This window comes from Paenibacillus sp. LC231, assembly GCF_001860525.1.
Taxonomy (GTDB): domain Bacteria; phylum Bacillota; class Bacilli; order Paenibacillales; family Paenibacillaceae; genus Paenibacillus_AQ.
The window spans coordinates 116,354-132,835 of sequence record NZ_JFOM01000012.1; the positions used below are offsets into that span (position 1 = coordinate 116,354).

A 16,482-nucleotide genomic window follows, 5' to 3' on the forward strand; every position below is an offset into this window, starting at 1 on the left:
TCATCTTTTTTATTCCTCAGGTTTCTTCGATGTAACGGGATTCGTACCTCTTGACTGGGATAATCCGAACACGAAACAGAGGAGAATGCTGGGGAAGAAACTGGGGGCGATACGAGATGGCCGAGAAAGAGCTCAAAAAGCTGCTTATTCGTCCCCTTGACTTCATCCGTGATGTTCGGGTATGATTTCCAGTAACTTGAATAACGTTAGACAAAAGCAATGAAGAGAAAGAGTACCTTGGCGACGTCTTTGAACAGAGAGCCCCGGCCGGTGAAAAGGGGTAAGGAAAGAACCAGGGGAATATGGTCTCTGAGCTGTGCACCGAAACCCTGTAAGGGTTGTAGGCTGTGCCGGATCCCGCACCCGTTAACGTGCTAGGGTATACACGCGATATATGCGTCGTACCCGAAGAGGTGAATGCCGCAAGGCATGAATGAAATTGGGTGGTACCACGTGAGCGGCAAGCTCTCGTCCCTTTTGGGATGAGGGCTTTTTTTGTTGTCTAAAAAAAGGAGGAAGATTGACATGACGAACATTTTTATCGGTGGTGCCTGGCCTTACGCTAACGGGTCCTTACATTTGGGGAGGCTTGCAAGCCTCTTGCCCGGCGACGTATTGGCACGTTATTTCCGCGCGAAAGGCGATCAAGTCCTGTACGTATCCGGTAGCGATTGTCATGGAACGCCTGTGGCGGTTCAAGCCATTCAGGAGGGCGTAGCTCCCGGGGATATTGCGGATCGGTATCATAGGGAGTTTGTGGATTGCTTCGAACGGCTGGGTTTCTCTTACGACTTATATACGCGAACCGATCAAGCGTTTCATCACGCGGTGGTGCAGGAGTTGTTTCTGAAGCTGCTGGACAACGGACATCTGTACCGTAAAATCGTGCTGCAAACGTATTGCGAAACCGATCGACGATTTCTGCCGGACCGCTATGTGGAAGGAGACTGCCCCGTATGCGGCAGTAGGGCCCGTGGCGATCAGTGCGATGCCTGCTCCACGATACTTGATCCGTCCGATCTGACGAACAGGGCCTGCAAAATTTGCGGGAACCCTCCGGTGGAGCGTCCTACCGAGCATTTTTACGTATCGCTGTCGCATTTTCAGGATGAGCTGACCGATGGTCTGAATAACGCTCAAGGCTGGCGGGACAATGCGGTGCAACTGACCCGCAGATATCTGGAGGAAGGTCTTCAGGATCGGGCGGCTACAAGGGATCTGACCTGGGGCGTAGATGTGCCTATTCCGGGATTTGAGGATAAGAAAATCTATGTCTGGATCGAAGCGGTAAGCGGCTACTTATCCGCCAGCAAGCAGTGGGCCGCAGAGACGGGCGGCGATTGGGAATCCTTTTGGCTCAAGGGGAGGGATGAGATTACGGCTTACTATGTTCATGGGAAGGATAATATTCCGTTTCATACGCTGATCTGGCCAGCGCTGCTGAAGGGTGCCGGTGACCTGCATTTGCCGGACCGAATCATATCTTGCGAGTACATGACGCTGGAAGGGAAGAAGTTCTCGACCAGTCGGAATTGGGCGATATGGGTGCCGGATGTGTTGAGCCGCTATCAGCCGGATTCCATTCGTTACTTCCTCATTGCAAATGGCCCTGAGAAGCGGGATACCGATTTCTCCTGGAGGGAGTTCATTCACAGTCACAATGGCGAGCTGCTTGGCGCATTTGGGAATTTCGTCAACCGTACTTTGGTGTTTGTGAACAAATCGTTTGAGGGGAAAGTGCCCGAGGGCTGTATATCCGAAGAGTGGCAGAGCAGAGTTGAGGCACTATACCGCGAGGCTGGGGCGCTTATAGAGGGTGGGCGATTGAAGGAAGCGTTGGAACTCATTTTTAGCACAGTCCGCCTGGCGAACAAATATTTTGATGAACAGAAGCCTTGGATTCAGGTCAAGGAGGACCATGAAGCGTGCGGGACAACGCTGTTCATTTGTGTTCAGATCATAGCCAATTTGGCGAATCTGCTGCAGCCGTTTATTCCTTTCTCTTGTGATAGGATACGTAGTTTTCTCTCGCTGGAGAAGCCTTCGTGGGAGTGGTGCCACGTTCCGGCGGGCAGGCCGATTCATGAGGTGGAGCTTTTGTTCGAGCGGATCGATCCAAGCCGGATTGAGGAGGAGACGCGCAGGCTGGGGGAGTTGTCCCACTAATGATAGGGCTCTTCGTTTCTCAAACACCAAAAGGCGAGTCAGATGGAGTTGGGAGGGCGCGAGGAGCTACTGTCGTTATGATGCAAATCGTACGATACCCTGCGAGATAAAATAGGAGCTGCATCAAGGGATCTAGGGATCTGGAGATCAAGGGTGGAGGGTTGAAGTCGAGGAATTAAGGTATCAAGGTAACGAGAGTGTAGGATTAAGTAATTAAGGTATGGAGAATCGAGCATTGAGAATTGAGGATCAAGGAGTCAAGTACTCGAGAACTCGAGAACTGAGGATCAAGGAGTTTAAGGACTTGAGAACTCGAGAACTGAGGATCATGGGATCGGTAACCGATTGAGTAATTAAGTAATTAATGTATCGGTAACCGAGGATCGAGGAATTAAGTAATTAATGTATCGAGAGCTGATGATTGAGGAATCAAAGTATCAAGGCAACGAGAGCGAGAATCGAGAATCAAAGTATCAAGGGGCAATGAGAGCGAGAATCGAGAATTAGGGAATTAAGGTATCAAAGTAACGAGAGATGAAGTATGGCATCAGGGTCGACGTCTCAAAGACTGAAGAATCTAGTTTTTTGATGGGTCTGGATTGTGTTTTGTTTTTAAAGGACAGCAGTTCCGCTATTTCTGTGTTTTTGGCCATTTCGTAGTGGTTTGAGGACATGAGATCCGCTATCTTGAGATAATCCGGGATGTATCCGTGATAATTGTTGTATTAGCGGATCCTGTGTCCGCTTAGACTCAAAATTAGACTGATTTTAGCAAAATAACGGATCCTCTGTCCATATGGAATCAAAGAAGATGAACATCAGTCAGTAATGGATCTTGTGTCCGTCTCTTGGACTCAAAATAGCTCAAAATCAGCAAATAACGGATCCAGTGTCCGCAAGGTCCTCCAGCAAGACGTAAGAGGAGCCTCCAGCAAGACGCAAGAGGAGCCCCCAGTGCTGAGGGCTCCTCTTCATTACAGTAACGCATACGTTGTATCTTCACGGGTTAGTTGTCTGTTTCATGAATCCAATCCGTCAATAGGGCGTTAAACAGATCGGGCTCTTCAAACATCGGATTATGGCCGCTTTTTTCAAAAATGACCTTCTTCACGTTGGCTTGCGAGCCGTTTATCGCATCCCAAAGCGATACGGGACTAACCAAATAGTCGTACCGTCCAAGACCAATGAGGACGGGCTTGGCAACCTCTTTCAGCGAATCGATCAGATTGAGCCGCGCGAAGGCCTCTCCCCATAAATGATCGATGACGGGCATGTTGGTGAAGACGCCTTCCCACATCCAAGCCGCATCATAGGCATAGTCATAGAAGCTGTGCGCTCCCATTCGGATGCACATATGAGCAAACCGCCGTTCAGGCTCCCTCTGGATATCACCCTCCAGCAGGGCGATATCCGCTTCAAACTGCCGTTTCCGCTCAGGACACGCCGTCTCATTGAAAAAAGCAAAGCTCTGCTGCTGCCGCTCCGGGCTGTTAGTCGGGGCGGTGTTCAGCAGGACTACCTTCCGGACGTGTTCCGGGTATTTTTTGGCATACTCCAGTGCCATGAATGCGTGCCCCGAATGCCCCAATATTATAAAATCCTCCAGTTCCAGCGTTTGTCTTGCCGCTTCGATATCATCCAGAACCTTATCCAGCGTGTATTCTTCCGGCTCCAGTGTACGAGGGGGCTTAACAAATCCTCGATGGTCCAGGAAAATCAGTTGAAATGAAGTGTAGGGTTGTTCCGAAAACAAGCGGGGGTAGTAAATACTGCTTCCCACCACCAAAATGGGCCTGCCGTTTCCGCGAATGGAAACATTCAATGCAAATCCTTCGCTCATTACCGTACTCTGTATGTTCAAGTTTATCGTCCTCGTTTCATCTTTTAAATTAAACGCACCATCCCCTTTCCTGTTCAGATTCCATTACATTCTCCATAGAACGTTCCAGCATTCTATCTCACCTCGATTAGCGTTCGTTCAAGCTCAGTATAGCACCAGACATGCGCTCGGTCGACAGCCATTCAAGCATGCCCCGGACCACACACTGCGTCTCTACACCCGGACCGGTATTCGTTCCAGGACCGTTGTCTCAGCGATGGTTTGCATAGGGAGAAGTACCCTCGATGCGGCATCTCAGCGTATCGCTGCTGTAAAAAGCATGGTGCATAGGCTCCGAATTGCCTTTTCTCCAGCTCCCTTTATTCGGCGGTATCGCGGATCGTCAGGTTGATTCCAGGATAATCCGCGGCAATTGCGCTCTTACGCTCGATGATGCGGTTAAAATCAAAGGCAGAGCTGAATAATTCGGGCTCAGGCTTGAATGTCACGCTGGTGCCCGTCTCTTGAGTCATGCCGACAATCAGAAGCCCGGTCTGCGGAATGCCGTGCCTGTACTCCTGCCTGTATATGCTACCGTCACGGCGAATTTCAACGGTCAGATGCTTGGAGAGGGCATTGACTACTGCGATGCTGATGCCCTTCTCCGCGCCGGGGGCCAGAAAGTGTGCGCTGGTGTTCAACCGGTGGACATCGGTTAGTACCGATTGTACGACAGGGATGTTGGAATTCGGAAGGGCCTGCACGGGAATGCCTCTCCCGTTATCGGTAACCGTCACGCTGCCATCTTCATGCAGGTAAATGCCAATCTGATCACCATACCCGCTCGTGTGCTCCAATATCGAATTTTCCACGACGGCCCAGAGCAGCTGATGAATATCGAAGCCGTGCGAAGTCCCAAAATACATCCCTGCATTGTTGCGGGTTTCGGTCATCTCCAGGTAATCGCTTGTATCGAGCAGATCGCCTGCAGTAGAGAGCAGCAGTAGGAACGGCAGGCTCCGATGCTTAGGAAGAGCGTACCTTCCGCCTTGCTCCTGTACAAGGAGATCCGCGCCGAGCAGCGCCTTGAGATGGTGATACAGCTGACCCGTCGTTCCCATATTCAAACGTTCCACCAGCTCCGCGCCGGATAGGGGCTCTGCCATGACGGCCTTTAAAATATCCAGGCGCTGCTTGTTGCCCAGTGCTGCGAGGATTTTGGCGGCCTTCTCGGTGTTCATGTCCAGCAATTGATCCATTCGCCGTTCCTGCGGCTCCCAGCGGATGTTTTGTCCATTCAGATGCACTTGTCCGGAGTAGAAGACGGAGCCGTCCTCGGAGGCTGCTTCATATATCGCAGGTGTTGTGGCGATTTCTTGGCGGTGTTGGCTTTGGTTTGATGCGGAACCAGGTTTGCGTTCCATAAGGGCTTGATAGACAAGCTGCTGCAGCTCCGTCATTTGATTCTTTAAGACATCCATCTCATAAACCAGATCACGTGTCATGGGGAATCATCAACCTCGCTTTATCATCATTATGTTATTACGTAATTATTATATTACGTAATTTAAACATTGTAAACCCATAATAAGGAAAATGGTGCATGGTTAAGCGATTTGTTCGTTTATAGTTGTTTTTTATCTATTTTTATCATTCAGGGTCGTCTTACAATGAACGCAAAGGCTGGTGACATTCATTTGGGTGAAAGAATCATTCGGAATTTTAGGCAGGGCGATATGCCTCTGCTGGGGGAGCTGTATCAGGCGGTATCCGCAGCGGATTCGTTGTTTTGGTGGGTAGGTGACCAGGAGAATTGGGGCAATGTGTTCTGTGCTATTGAAGACGGGAAGATGGTGGCCAAGGGACAGGTGGGCATTTTTAACGTGATCCCGCCGGGATGTGCGCCTAACTGCAAGCATCATATTTATGTGAATCTCAAGGCTGTACCTCAGCGGGAGCGGGATTATGAAATTCTAGGTGAAATGTATAAGATGCTCTATGAACATGCCCTTGTGTTAAAGAGGACGCTGCCGGAGACATACGGGACGTATTTGTGCGTGGGCAACTATGCCCATGAGACCGGCAACAACACTTTTTTTACAGAGGAAATCGGATTTCAGCCGCTGGAGAAGCTGTATTCCATGAAGCGGTCCCTTGAGGAGCCTTTACTTGCCTTGCCGTTAGATAATCGCTATCGCTATCGATTGTGGAAGATGGTGTCTGCGGAAGAGGAAGAGATGTATCTAAAGCTCGAGGCTGAGGTTTGGCCGGAAGCGCCGCTGGGGCTTGAACGCTTACGGGAATATAAAGAGCATCCCGGCTGGATTGCGATGAATGTCCTGGAAGGGGACATGATTATAGGCAGTACCATGGCATGGCTGGAAGAGGGGGACGTCGGCGTGATTGAAGATGTGTTTGTGAGAGAGCCGTGGAGACAACGGGGAATCGCCAAACATCTGCTCTACCGTGCCATGTCCTATCTTCAGGCTCAGGGATCCGCCTCGGTAAAACTTGAAGTGAAGGCAGCCAATGAAACGGCGTTGTCACTCTATCAGTCGGTTGGCTTTGTCAAAGACCGAGAGGAGCACCGATTTTATCTGCCTCTGCAGGAGGAAGGCCACGGATAGGTCGTTCGACGGCCATGCGTGCGTCAAGCATGTAGGACGGTCATCCAAGCATGTTGGCTGACAGCCATCGAAGCATTCCCCCGTCCTCGTACACGTACGCACAGGATGTCATACGCACGATGGACCAAACAAAAACCACGCACGGATCAATCCTGGCGTGGTTTTTTGTATATGAAATTTAGAAGAGTTATGAGGTCGATTCCCGCCCGCCTGTCACATTCGGATTGGCATCCAAGATGCTTTCCGTGACGCTCCACAGTTTCGGCAGGAAATGGAGAACATCGTCTGCCCGATGCAGCAGGTCATCGGTGGAGGTTATGCCGAGATCCGCAAGGATCGCATCAAAAGCAGGGGTATACTGCTCCTGAAATTCAGGAGTCCCGTCGACCTCCAATATGTTGTGGCAGCGAGCGAAGGTAGCCACCATCCAGAAGACGGCTTCCCTATGGCTTCCGTTTAGGATCAGCTCGCGGCTGCCGTCAATGGCAATGGCTCTTGCATCCGGCGTAATGTCACTGCTGAAGAAGAAAGGGGTCTTCGCAATCGCAGACGCGGCATCGAAGGTTCGGGTCAATCCATTGAGATGAATCATGGCTTGTTCGGCACTCATGTCTTTACAGCCCAAAAGTCGTAACAGCTCCTCATATATCTCCTCTTGGTTATACTCCTTGAGCACATCGCGAACCGCTGCATAGCGGAGCCTGACCGTGGGGTTTCGAAGAGCAGCGACCAGGAGCATATGGGTAGTTACGCCGGTAGGGAACAGCCAGGAGGTAACCTGGCGATGCCAGGGGCCAGAAGGATCTATGGATCGGAGTCCGGTTATGATTCGTTCGCGCACGTTCTCACAGCGGCGGGTAACCCATATCCGGTCGGCAAAACGACGTGAAACCTCCGTCTGCAGCTTGCGCAGCTGCCCGGTCGGATCGGACATCAGGGTGTCTACACGGAAGCTGCCGGCAAGATGATAGGACGTTAATACCTGCTCGGGCGAGGTGAGGTCCCGCCAGGACAGATAGGTGGCTTCGATCAAGGCGTCCTGGTAGATAAACTTTCCCAGCTTAAGAGGGGGTTCCGCATCCTGGGTAACGATAACGATGTCAATATCCGAGGACGGGTCCATCTCCGCCTCATCCGGCTTTCCGACTGTGGAGCCGCTAAAATAGGCACCCATGTATCCAGGCTCCCTGCTGGCATGCTGCAAGACCCAGTCCGTTGCCGCAGCGCGTGCTGATCCAACGTTCATAATCAGTTTCCTCCTCTACCTGCATGGTGTCGCAGAAAATAACAAAAATATCCTGTTTTCCATTCATTAATCATTATATGGACTTCCCTTCCAATGTACAACCGCTTACAAAAAGGGGGGCCGTCATGCACATAATAAAGATGCATGGAGAAAGAAGATAATCCGTATGGATGCAGGATACTGGAAAAGGCTCGACACATATAAGCTGGCATCGGTCTTCGCCAGTGAATAAAAAAACGGACATTCCAATACTCGCTGACGTTCGGCGATCGGTAATGTCCGTTTTTTGGCGTGCTCTATTCTATTTTATTCTATTCATCCGCAATGACTAGCGTTGTATTGGTTTTTTTGAATTTTGGAATGAAGCCTGCATGGACGTTCGCATCGGTCACGATCGTATCAATCTTGTCGAGCGAAGCGATGGAAATGGTGACGTCTTTGCCGAACTTGGTGCTGTCCGCCATGACAACCACCTCTTTGGACAGCTCGATCATTTTTTTGCGCGTAATGGCTTCTTCCAGATTGTAGTCGGAAATGCCTTTTTCGATGGTGATGCCGCTGCAGCAGATGAACGCCTTCAGCACATTCAGCTCATGAAAGTTGAAGATGTATTCATAGGCGACGACGGATTGTTCCTCCCGCCGGATTTTGCCGCCGATCATAATCAGTTCTACATCGCTGTCCATCAGCTCAATCGCAACCGGCAGCGAATTCGTAACCACCGTCAGCTTCTTCTTATGCTTCACGTATTTGGCCATCTGATACGTAGTCGAGCCGCTGTCGATATAGATGCAATCGCCGTCATGGACGAATTCGCCGCATTTGCGGGCAATCCGGTCCTTCTCTTCCAACTGGCTGACCATGCGCTCGTCCATGGACGATTCGCCGAACCGGGACTCCACGAGCTTAACCCCGCCATATATTTTCTCGATCCGCCCCTGCTTGGTCAAGGTGTTCAAATCCCGGCGCAGCGTATCCACCGAGACGTTCAGTTCTTCCGTTAGCTCCGTGATCTTCAGCACTTTTCGAATCGTAAGCAGCTCAAGTATTTTCTTTTGCCTCTCCAGTGGAAACATTCGCTCACCCATTCAATCCGCATTAGTAGTTGGTGCCTGCATTCATGTCTAGTTTACCGATTCGCCCGGCTATGTTCAATAGAATTACCTATATTATTCGTAAGTTAGGCAACTAATGTGGATGAATATGGTCAATAGTTGGTCTTAATTTATGAATGATATATGCATAATTTACTTACATTTAACAGTTCTCATGATTCTTGTTTACATATGGTTTCTATACTGAGGATGTGTTTAAGGGAGGTGAGCCGTTTGCTGAAGCTAGAGCATATTAGCAAACAATTCGACGATAAAGTGGTTTTGGATGACATCAACGTAGAAATCGGGTCGGGCGAGATCGTGTCGCTGCTCGGTCCGAGCGGCAGCGGAAAGACCACATTACTGAATATTATTTTGGGACTCACCCGGATGGATCAGGGAAAAATCGTGTTCCAAGATCAAGATCTGAGCAACGTGCCGATGAAGAAGCGGGGGTTTAATATCGTTTTTCAGGACTATGCCTTATTCCCCAATCTGAATGCCTACGACAATATCGTATACGGCCTGCGCAACAAGAAGGGGAGCGTGAGTCAGCAGGAGGTACAGGAATATATCGACTTTCTAGAGCTTCAGCCTCACTTGAACAAGCGGATCGGCGAATTGTCGGGGGGGCAGAAGCAGAGAGTGGCCCTGGCCAGAACGCTGGTCACAAAACCGAAGATCCTGCTGCTCGATGAGCCGCTCAGCGCGTTGGACGGCGTGATCAAGGAGTCGATCAAGCAGCGGATTCAATCGATTGCCAGAGAATTCAAACTGACCACGATCATTGTGACGCATGACCCGGAGGAGGCGCTAACGCTTTCGGACAAAATCCTGATTATCCATCAGGGACAGATTGCCCAATTCGGCACACCCCAGGAGATTGTCCATCATCCGAACAATGACTTTGTGAAGCAGTTTATTATCAAGCAGCTGCACATCAAAAGGCAGAACATCTACAACCTGTTCGGTGAGCAGTATGCATAACGTGAAACCGGAAATGCGGATTATCTTTACCGTCATCCTGTTATTGTTCGCCGTGTTTTTGTTCTTGCCGCTGCTCATCCTGCTCATCCGTTCCTTCGAATCCGATCAGGGGTTTACCCTCGGGCATTATGTATCCATAGGGTCGAATCGGGAATTCATCACAGCGATTGGCAACAGTGTGAAGATTTCGGGCATCACGGCGGTGATCACAACCGTCCTGGGGTTTATACTCGCGTATTCCATTCATTGCACCAAAATATACCGGCCTGTTAAAGGCCTGCTGAAAACCGTCATCATCATCCCCATGCTGCTCCCGACCATTACATATGGGTTCGCCATTATGTATTCGTTCGGTAATCAGGGATTGATCACTCGGCTTGCCGGGCGCAATTTGTTTGAAATCTACGGATGGAACGGACTGCTCATAGGCTACGTCATTTACACGCTGCCTCCAGTATTCCTACTGATCCATAACGCGTTTAAGTATATTGATAAAAAGTTCATCATCGTCTCCAAGTTAATGGGTGACGGTACGATGAGAAGTTTCCTGAATACGATTTTGCGCCCCCTCGCCGGAGCGCTTGGCGGAGCCTTTGTGCTTTCCTTTATCTTAAGCTTTACGGATTTTGGCATTCCGGCTTCGGTTGGCGGTACCTATCCGGTCGTAGCAACGCAGCTGTATCAGGTGATGCTGGGCTCCATTCCGGACTTCAACCAAGGCGCTGTCATTGCGGTGATGATGCTGATCCCCGCCGTGTTCGGCATCTGGCTGCTGAACTACCTGGAAAAATGGAATTTCCACTATGACAAGCTGTCGGATATCGAGCTGCCGCGGCAGCGCATTCGGGATATCGCCTTTGGCATAATGTCATCGGTCATCGTGCTTGGCATGCTATCGGTTTTTGCCGTGATGTTCATTGCGCCATGGCTGAGCAGCTACCCCTATGACCTGACGTTTACGCTTAAGCATGTACGGGATGTCTTTCAATCGAGCGATTTGACGGGGGTATACCGCAATTCGCTCTGGGTCGCCTTGCTGACAGCGCTGTTTGGCACCTTGATGGCATACGGATCAGCGCTGCTGAATGTGCGTACGTCGTTAAAAGCCCGATCCACGGTGGATATGGTATCGATGATCACGAATACGGTGCCTGGCATGGTGCTGGGGATATCCTACCTGCTCTTCTTTAATGGAAGCAGCCTGAAGGGAACCTTCATCATTATCGTTCTGTGCAATATCGTTCATTTCTTTACGACGCCGTATCTGATGGCCAAGAACTCCCTGTCCAAGATGAATCCATCATGGGAAACCACGGGAGAACTGCTGGGGGACAGCTGGTTCAAGACCGTTTATCGGGTGATCCTGCCAAACTCGGCTTCAACCGTCATAGAGATGTTCAGCTACTATTTCATCAACGCTATGGTGACGATCAGCGGCATTATTTTTCTTGTATCTGCCCAGACGTCGCTCGTAGCCAGCAAGATCAAAGAGCTGCAGCATTTCGCCAAGTTTAATGAGATTTTCGTGCTGTCGATGCTGATCTTCTTCACGAATCTGATCATCAAGCTGGTGTGCGACGCATTGCAGAGGAGAACGGCGCAGCGCTAAAGCCGGCATTACGTTCATGCCCGCTGCGATGCCGGATATGCAGCTGGCAAAAAACATACTTGAACACCGAGCGAAAGAGGACGAATCGTATTGGAGAAGCGTATGCGTTCGCCTTTGTCTGAGGGTTTCTACAGTGGATTCATTCCAATCAGAGAAATCTGAAGACAACAGCGATCGGAGGTACGATACGGTATCGCAGCGGACATCAAGCACTGAACCTGTTTTTTAATACCAATACAAATTCAAGGAGTGGAGTTAATCATGATGAAGACGCTTAAGGGAATGCTGCTGTCATTGATCGCAATCAGTATGGTGTTTGCTCTGGCTGCCTGCGGAAGCGGAAGCGCAGGGGAAGCAAAGAAGGTGGTCATCTACACCAACGGGGATGAAGAGGCCGTCGCCGCAATGGAAACATCGTTGAAGAATGCCGGTTACGAAGGGCAGTATCTCATGCAATCCATGGGTACATCCGAACTTGGCGGGAAACTGATGGCTGAGGGGAACAAAATTGAGGCCGATCTCGTCACGATGAGCTCGTACTTTATCGAAAGCTCACAGACCAAGCACTCCATGTTTAAGGATTTGGCTTTTGACGCAGGCGCTGTCGGAACTTATCCGAAATATTACACGCCGATTCTGGCGAATACCGGCGCCATCTTCGTGAATACGCAGGTGCTGAAAGACAAAGGTTTGCCGATGCCAACCTCCATCACGGATCTGACCAAGCCGGAATTCAGCGGACTCGTATCGATTCCGAACATTATGGATTCCTCCACCGGCTGGCTGCTCGTCCAGGCGATCATCACGCAATACGGCGAAGATGCGGGACGTAAGGTGCTTCATGACCTGATTGCCAACGTGGGGCCGCATTTGGAGAGCTCCGGTTCTGGTCCGATCAAGAAGGTACAGGCTGGAGAAGTAGCAGCCGGCTTTGGACTCCGCCATCAGGCGGTAGCGGCCAAAGCTGACGGTGCCCCGATTGATTATGTAGATCCGGTCGAAGGAAACTTCTCGCTGACGGAGTCGGTTGCGGTGGTGGACAAGGAGAATGCCACGACGGATTTAGCGCTGAAAATGGCCGAGACCATCGTGAAGGATGCCAGAAAAGACCTGATCGTGAACTATCCGGTGGCCCTGTACGAAGGCGAGACCGTGGATGAAGTCAACAAACCTGCATACTCGATGACCTTTGAGAAGCCGCTGACCGTAGAGCTGCTGGAAGAGCATCAGCAATTTTTCAACGGATCCAAAGAATAAAGCCAGCATAGGAGCGATGTGAATGAATACCTACAAGCTTTTGACTCCAGGACCTTTGACGACAACCAAGACGGTGAAAGAGGAGATGCTCTTTGACCGCTGTACATGGGATGATGAATATAAATCGATTACGCAAAAAATCAGATCGCAGCTCCTGGCACTCGCCGGGGCGGATCAAGAGCGGTACACCGCCGTGTTGATGCAGGGAAGCGGCACCTTTGCCGTCGAAGCTGTCATGACGTCAACCATCTCAAAAGATGATAAAGTGCTGATCGTAACAAACGGCGCATATGGTGAGCGGATCGTGAAAATGGCGGAGTATATCGGACTGAATTATGTGGAGTACAGAGTGAATTATGACGAACATCCAAGCGAGGATGAACTTCGAGCCATACTGCACAAGGACGTGAGTATTACGCATATCGCGATGGTACATTGCGAGACGACAACCGGGATTCTGAATCCGCTGGAGATGGTTTCGTTGTTGTCCAGAGAATACGGCAAAACCCTCATCATCGATGCGATGAGCAGTTTTGGCGGCATGGAAATCGATGTTCAGGGACTTGGCGTCGACTACCTGATCAGCAGTGCGAATAAATGCATCCAGGGCGTTCCGGGGTTTGGCTTCGTGATCGCCAAGCTGGAGAAGCTTGCAGCCTGCGAAGGGATTGCGCGCAGCCTGTCGCTCGACCTGTACGACCAATGGAAGGGCATGGACAAGGACGGCAAATGGCGTTATACTTCGCCGACCCATGTTGTGGCCGCCTTCTCCAAAGCGTTGGATGAGCTGAACGAAGAAGGCGGTGTATCGGCGAGATTCAGTCGTTACCGGAATAACAATCGCCTGCTGCGGGAGAGATTGGCGCAAATCGGTATCCAGGCTTACATTACCGATGACAAGCAATCCCCGATCATCACCACGTTCTTATGCCCGAGTGAAGGGTTTAGCTTCGAGCATTTTTACGCTTACATTAAAGAAAGAGGCTATGTGATCTACCCGGGCAAGCTGACCGACGTGGATACCTTCCGCATTGGGAATATCGGAGAAATTTATGAGCGGGATATCGAACAGTTATGTCATATTATTGAAGAATATATGGGGGTGACGGCACAATGAGCCGAATCGAAGGCGTTATATTGGACTGGGCCGGAACGGCTGTGGATTTTGGATGCTTTGCACCGGTGAACGTGTTTGTCGATATTTTTAAGAATGCGGGCATTGAAGTGACGATGGATGAGGCGAGAGCGCCGATGGGGATGCTGAAGATCGATCATATTCGTGCCATGCTGTCCATGCCAAGAGTGTCGGCGTTGTGGGAAGCGAAGTACGGAAGAGCTTTCGATGAGCAGGACGTAGAGCGGTTGTATGCGGAATTCGAGCCGGCCTTGATGGCATCCTTATCCGAGTACACGGACCCGATCCCGGGTGTCATCGAAACGGTTGAAGTTTTGAAGAGTCAAGGCTTGAAGATCGGTTCCACGACGGGCTATACAAGCAGCATGATGGAAGTCGTGGTCGCCAATGCCCGGCAAAAGGGCTACAGCCCGGATGTCTATTTCACGCCGGATGACACGAATTCCCAAGGAAGACCTTATCCTTACATGATTTATCGGAATATGGAGTCTCTCCGGTTATCGGCATCCTGGAAAGTCGTTAAGGTAGGGGATACCGTCTCGGACGTGAAAGAAGGCGTGAACGCAGGCGTATGGTCGGTTGGCGTTATCATCGGCAGCTCGGAAATGGGCCTGAGTGCAGAAGAGTTCCATGCCCTGTCAGAATCGGACCGGGAGGCCGCGATCTCGAAAACCGAAGAGACGTTTATTCGTAACGGGGCGGACTTTACGCTTCGGACGATGAACGAGCTGCCGGAATTAATCGAGAGAATTAACGGTATGCTGGCTGAGGGGAAAAGACCGGGCATTCAGTGCTAGGAAGCCATTCAGGCCTATCGATATGCCGGTAAAGTATTGCGGGAACATATAACCCGAGAGCTGAAGGAAAGGGGACGGTGCTATAGGTTACCCCTCACCTCGCAAAAAAAGAGCAGTCCACATGGACTGCTCAGACTGTCGGGAAAAAAGAACTCAACAGCCATCGTATGCGTGTGAAACGAAACGAATGGTGAATCGCCCCAGTAATGATAGAAGAACCAAGTATACGATCCCATACTTGGTTCTTTATGATATCAACGTATACCCACCTCGTAATTCACTTTATTATTCCGACTGCAAAAACTCCAGCACAGTACTCAGGAACTCGGATTGATATTCCACATTCGTTAAGTGTACGGATGGGAACAAGACGAACGTGGAATTCGGCACCGTTTTAGCGATCAATTCACCGTGGCTCGGAAGCGTCACGGTATCATACTGCCCGCTAATGACGAGTGTTGGGCTGCTGATCAGGGAAGCCGTCCGGCGCATATCCATATCACGGATAGCAGCCCAGCTTCCTGCGATTCCATGTGGGCGAGTCGTCAGCACCATCTCCCGAAAAGAAGCAACGATCGCGCTTTCTGACTCCACCATATGTGAAGGAAACCAGTTCTTAATGAATGTATCGGCGAACTCTGGAAGGTTCTCAGGTTGCAGCACAGACGTGATTAAACCTTGCCATTGCTCAGCCGGTCCCAGATAGGAGGACGTATTGCTTAGGACGAGCCGGTCGATCCGCTCCGGAGCGTGGATCGCAAGCCATTGTGCGACCGCGCCGCCTAACGATAGCCCAAGGAAATGCACGCGGTCAATGTGAAGCGAGTCAAGCAGCTCAATGACATCCCGTCCCAGTCGGTCGAACGAATAGGGAACCTCAGGTGTATCCGATTCGCCATGTCCCCGATAGTCGTAGCGAAGCACGAGGAAATGCTCCGAAAGATCAGCTATTTGGCCGTCCCACATGTGCATTGAGGTTGCAATTGAGTTCGCCAGCATCAGTACCGGTTTACCGGTTGGACCATCCATTCGATAAGCAATTCTAACTCCATCAATGGTCGTGAAAAAGTTTAACCCATTTATCATTGTGCTCTCATGTAATTTCGTAGTCATATTCTCCATCTCCCTTGTCGGTTTATAATGAAATTATATTTGAATTATTTTACAATCGAAATGGAGTTATAAAGGAATTTGGGGTCAAAAAACTTAATAATTACGTTGCTTACGCCATTAACTTTAAAAAATGAGGTGCATGGATTATGGATCACATAGACAATAAAATCTTATCGATCCTTCACGAAAATGCTCGAATTACGATCTCCGAGATGAGCCGATTAATCGTGATGTCCCAGCCGGCCGTGACAGAACGGCTTCGGAAACTGGAGGAGCAGGGAGTTATAACGGGGTATCGTGCAGTGCTTGCCCCATCGAAACTCGGCAAGTATACCACTGCGTTTGTACTGTTTAAATCGAATAACTGCGGGGAGTTCGAGGCATACGCAGAGTCGGCTCCGGAGATCGTCGATTTCTACAGGACGAGTGGGGAGTACAATTATTTATTGAAGGTCGTCACCGCGACGAGTGAAAGCTTGGAAACCTTCCTTGAAACGTGCAACACGTTTGGCCATTCATCGACGCTTGTCGTTCTGTCCACACGATTCGAGGATAAAAGTCTGGTCTCAAGCCAGGATGCATCGAACACCATTCCACGCATTAATCCGCCGGGTATTTGAGCTGCATCGTTG

Annotated in this window: 13 protein-coding genes and 1 other annotated feature; of the genes, 8 read left to right on the forward strand and 5 right to left on the reverse strand. The window is 50.3% G+C overall.

Annotated features, from left to right (window positions below; translation table 11 throughout):
* Positions 1-210: 210 nt before the first annotated feature.
* Positions 211-479 (forward strand) — a binding site (T-box leader).
* Between the two features lie 46 nt (positions 480-525).
* A complete protein-coding gene (metG, locus tag AK95_RS08480; RefSeq protein WP_071219530.1) occupies positions 526-2,166 on the forward strand; it encodes a methionine--tRNA ligase in 1,641 nt (546 codons plus the stop codon).
* A gap of 1,006 nt (positions 2,167-3,172) precedes the next feature.
* On the opposite strand, the gene AK95_RS08485 is transcribed toward metG, so the two are convergent.
* Both AK95_RS08485 and AK95_RS08490 read right to left on the reverse strand, forming a co-directional pair.
* Positions 3,173-4,006, reverse strand: coding sequence for an alpha/beta fold hydrolase (locus AK95_RS08485; RefSeq protein ID WP_481855825.1), 834 nt, complete (start codon positions 4,004-4,006; stop codon positions 3,173-3,175).
* 359 nt (positions 4,007-4,365) lie between these two features.
* Positions 4,366-5,490: an ATP-binding protein gene (locus AK95_RS08490; protein ID WP_071219532.1), complete on the reverse strand. Its 1,125-nt coding sequence runs from the start codon at positions 5,488-5,490 to the stop codon at positions 4,366-4,368.
* A 165-nt stretch (positions 5,491-5,655) separates the two neighbouring features.
* On the opposite strand from AK95_RS08490, the gene AK95_RS08495 reads away from it, so the two are divergent.
* Entirely contained in the window at positions 5,656-6,612 is a 957-nt protein-coding gene (locus AK95_RS08495; RefSeq protein WP_071219533.1) for a GNAT family N-acetyltransferase, read from the forward strand.
* Between the two features lie 187 nt (positions 6,613-6,799).
* Here AK95_RS08495 and AK95_RS08500 read toward each other — a convergent pair whose 3' ends face one another.
* Together AK95_RS08500 and AK95_RS08505 are read right to left on the reverse strand one after the other, a co-directional pair.
* Positions 6,800-7,858, reverse strand: a complete 1,059-nt coding sequence (locus tag AK95_RS08500) for a hypothetical protein (protein WP_071219534.1) — start codon at positions 7,856-7,858, stop codon at positions 6,800-6,802.
* A 311-nt stretch (positions 7,859-8,169) separates the two neighbouring features.
* Complete coding sequence (locus tag AK95_RS08505; protein WP_071219535.1) at positions 8,170-8,934, reverse strand: DeoR/GlpR family DNA-binding transcription regulator; 765 nt, start codon at positions 8,932-8,934, stop codon at positions 8,170-8,172.
* A gap of 252 nt (positions 8,935-9,186) precedes the next feature.
* On the opposite strand from AK95_RS08505, the gene AK95_RS08510 reads away from it, so the two are divergent.
* The 5 genes from AK95_RS08510 to phnX all read left to right on the forward strand — a co-directional run bounded on the left by AK95_RS08510 (position 9,187) and on the right by phnX (position 14,737).
* A complete protein-coding gene (locus AK95_RS08510) occupies positions 9,187-9,939 on the forward strand; it encodes an ABC transporter ATP-binding protein (protein WP_071219536.1) in 753 nt (250 codons plus the stop codon).
* Positions 9,932-11,548, forward strand: coding sequence for an ABC transporter permease subunit (locus AK95_RS08515; RefSeq protein ID WP_071219537.1), 1,617 nt, complete (start codon positions 9,932-9,934; stop codon positions 11,546-11,548). The genes AK95_RS08510 and AK95_RS08515 overlap by 8 nt, the downstream gene beginning before the upstream one ends.
* A 261-nt stretch (positions 11,549-11,809) precedes the next feature.
* Positions 11,810-12,805, forward strand: coding sequence for an extracellular solute-binding protein (locus tag AK95_RS08520; RefSeq protein ID WP_071219538.1), 996 nt, complete (start codon positions 11,810-11,812; stop codon positions 12,803-12,805).
* Between the two features lie 22 nt (positions 12,806-12,827).
* Positions 12,828-13,922 (forward strand): 2-aminoethylphosphonate--pyruvate transaminase, encoded by a 1,095-nt coding sequence (gene phnW / locus AK95_RS08525; RefSeq protein ID WP_071219539.1) that lies wholly within the window; start codon positions 12,828-12,830, stop codon positions 13,920-13,922.
* On the forward strand, positions 13,919-14,737 hold the full coding sequence (gene phnX / locus AK95_RS08530) for a phosphonoacetaldehyde hydrolase (protein WP_071219540.1): 819 nt from the start codon (positions 13,919-13,921) through the stop codon (positions 14,735-14,737). The genes phnW and phnX overlap by 4 nt, the downstream gene beginning before the upstream one ends.
* Before the next feature lie 285 nt (positions 14,738-15,022).
* Here phnX and AK95_RS08535 read toward each other — a convergent pair whose 3' ends face one another.
* Positions 15,023-15,850, reverse strand: a complete 828-nt coding sequence (locus tag AK95_RS08535; RefSeq protein WP_071219541.1) for an alpha/beta fold hydrolase — start codon at positions 15,848-15,850, stop codon at positions 15,023-15,025.
* 146 nt (positions 15,851-15,996) lie between these two features.
* Between AK95_RS08535 and AK95_RS08540 the strand changes: the two genes are divergently transcribed.
* The gene (locus AK95_RS08540) at positions 15,997-16,470 is read left to right on the forward strand and encodes an Lrp/AsnC family transcriptional regulator (RefSeq protein ID WP_071219542.1); all 474 of its coding nucleotides are present in this window, start codon (positions 15,997-15,999) and stop codon (positions 16,468-16,470) included.
* Positions 16,471-16,482 lie beyond the last annotated feature (12 nt).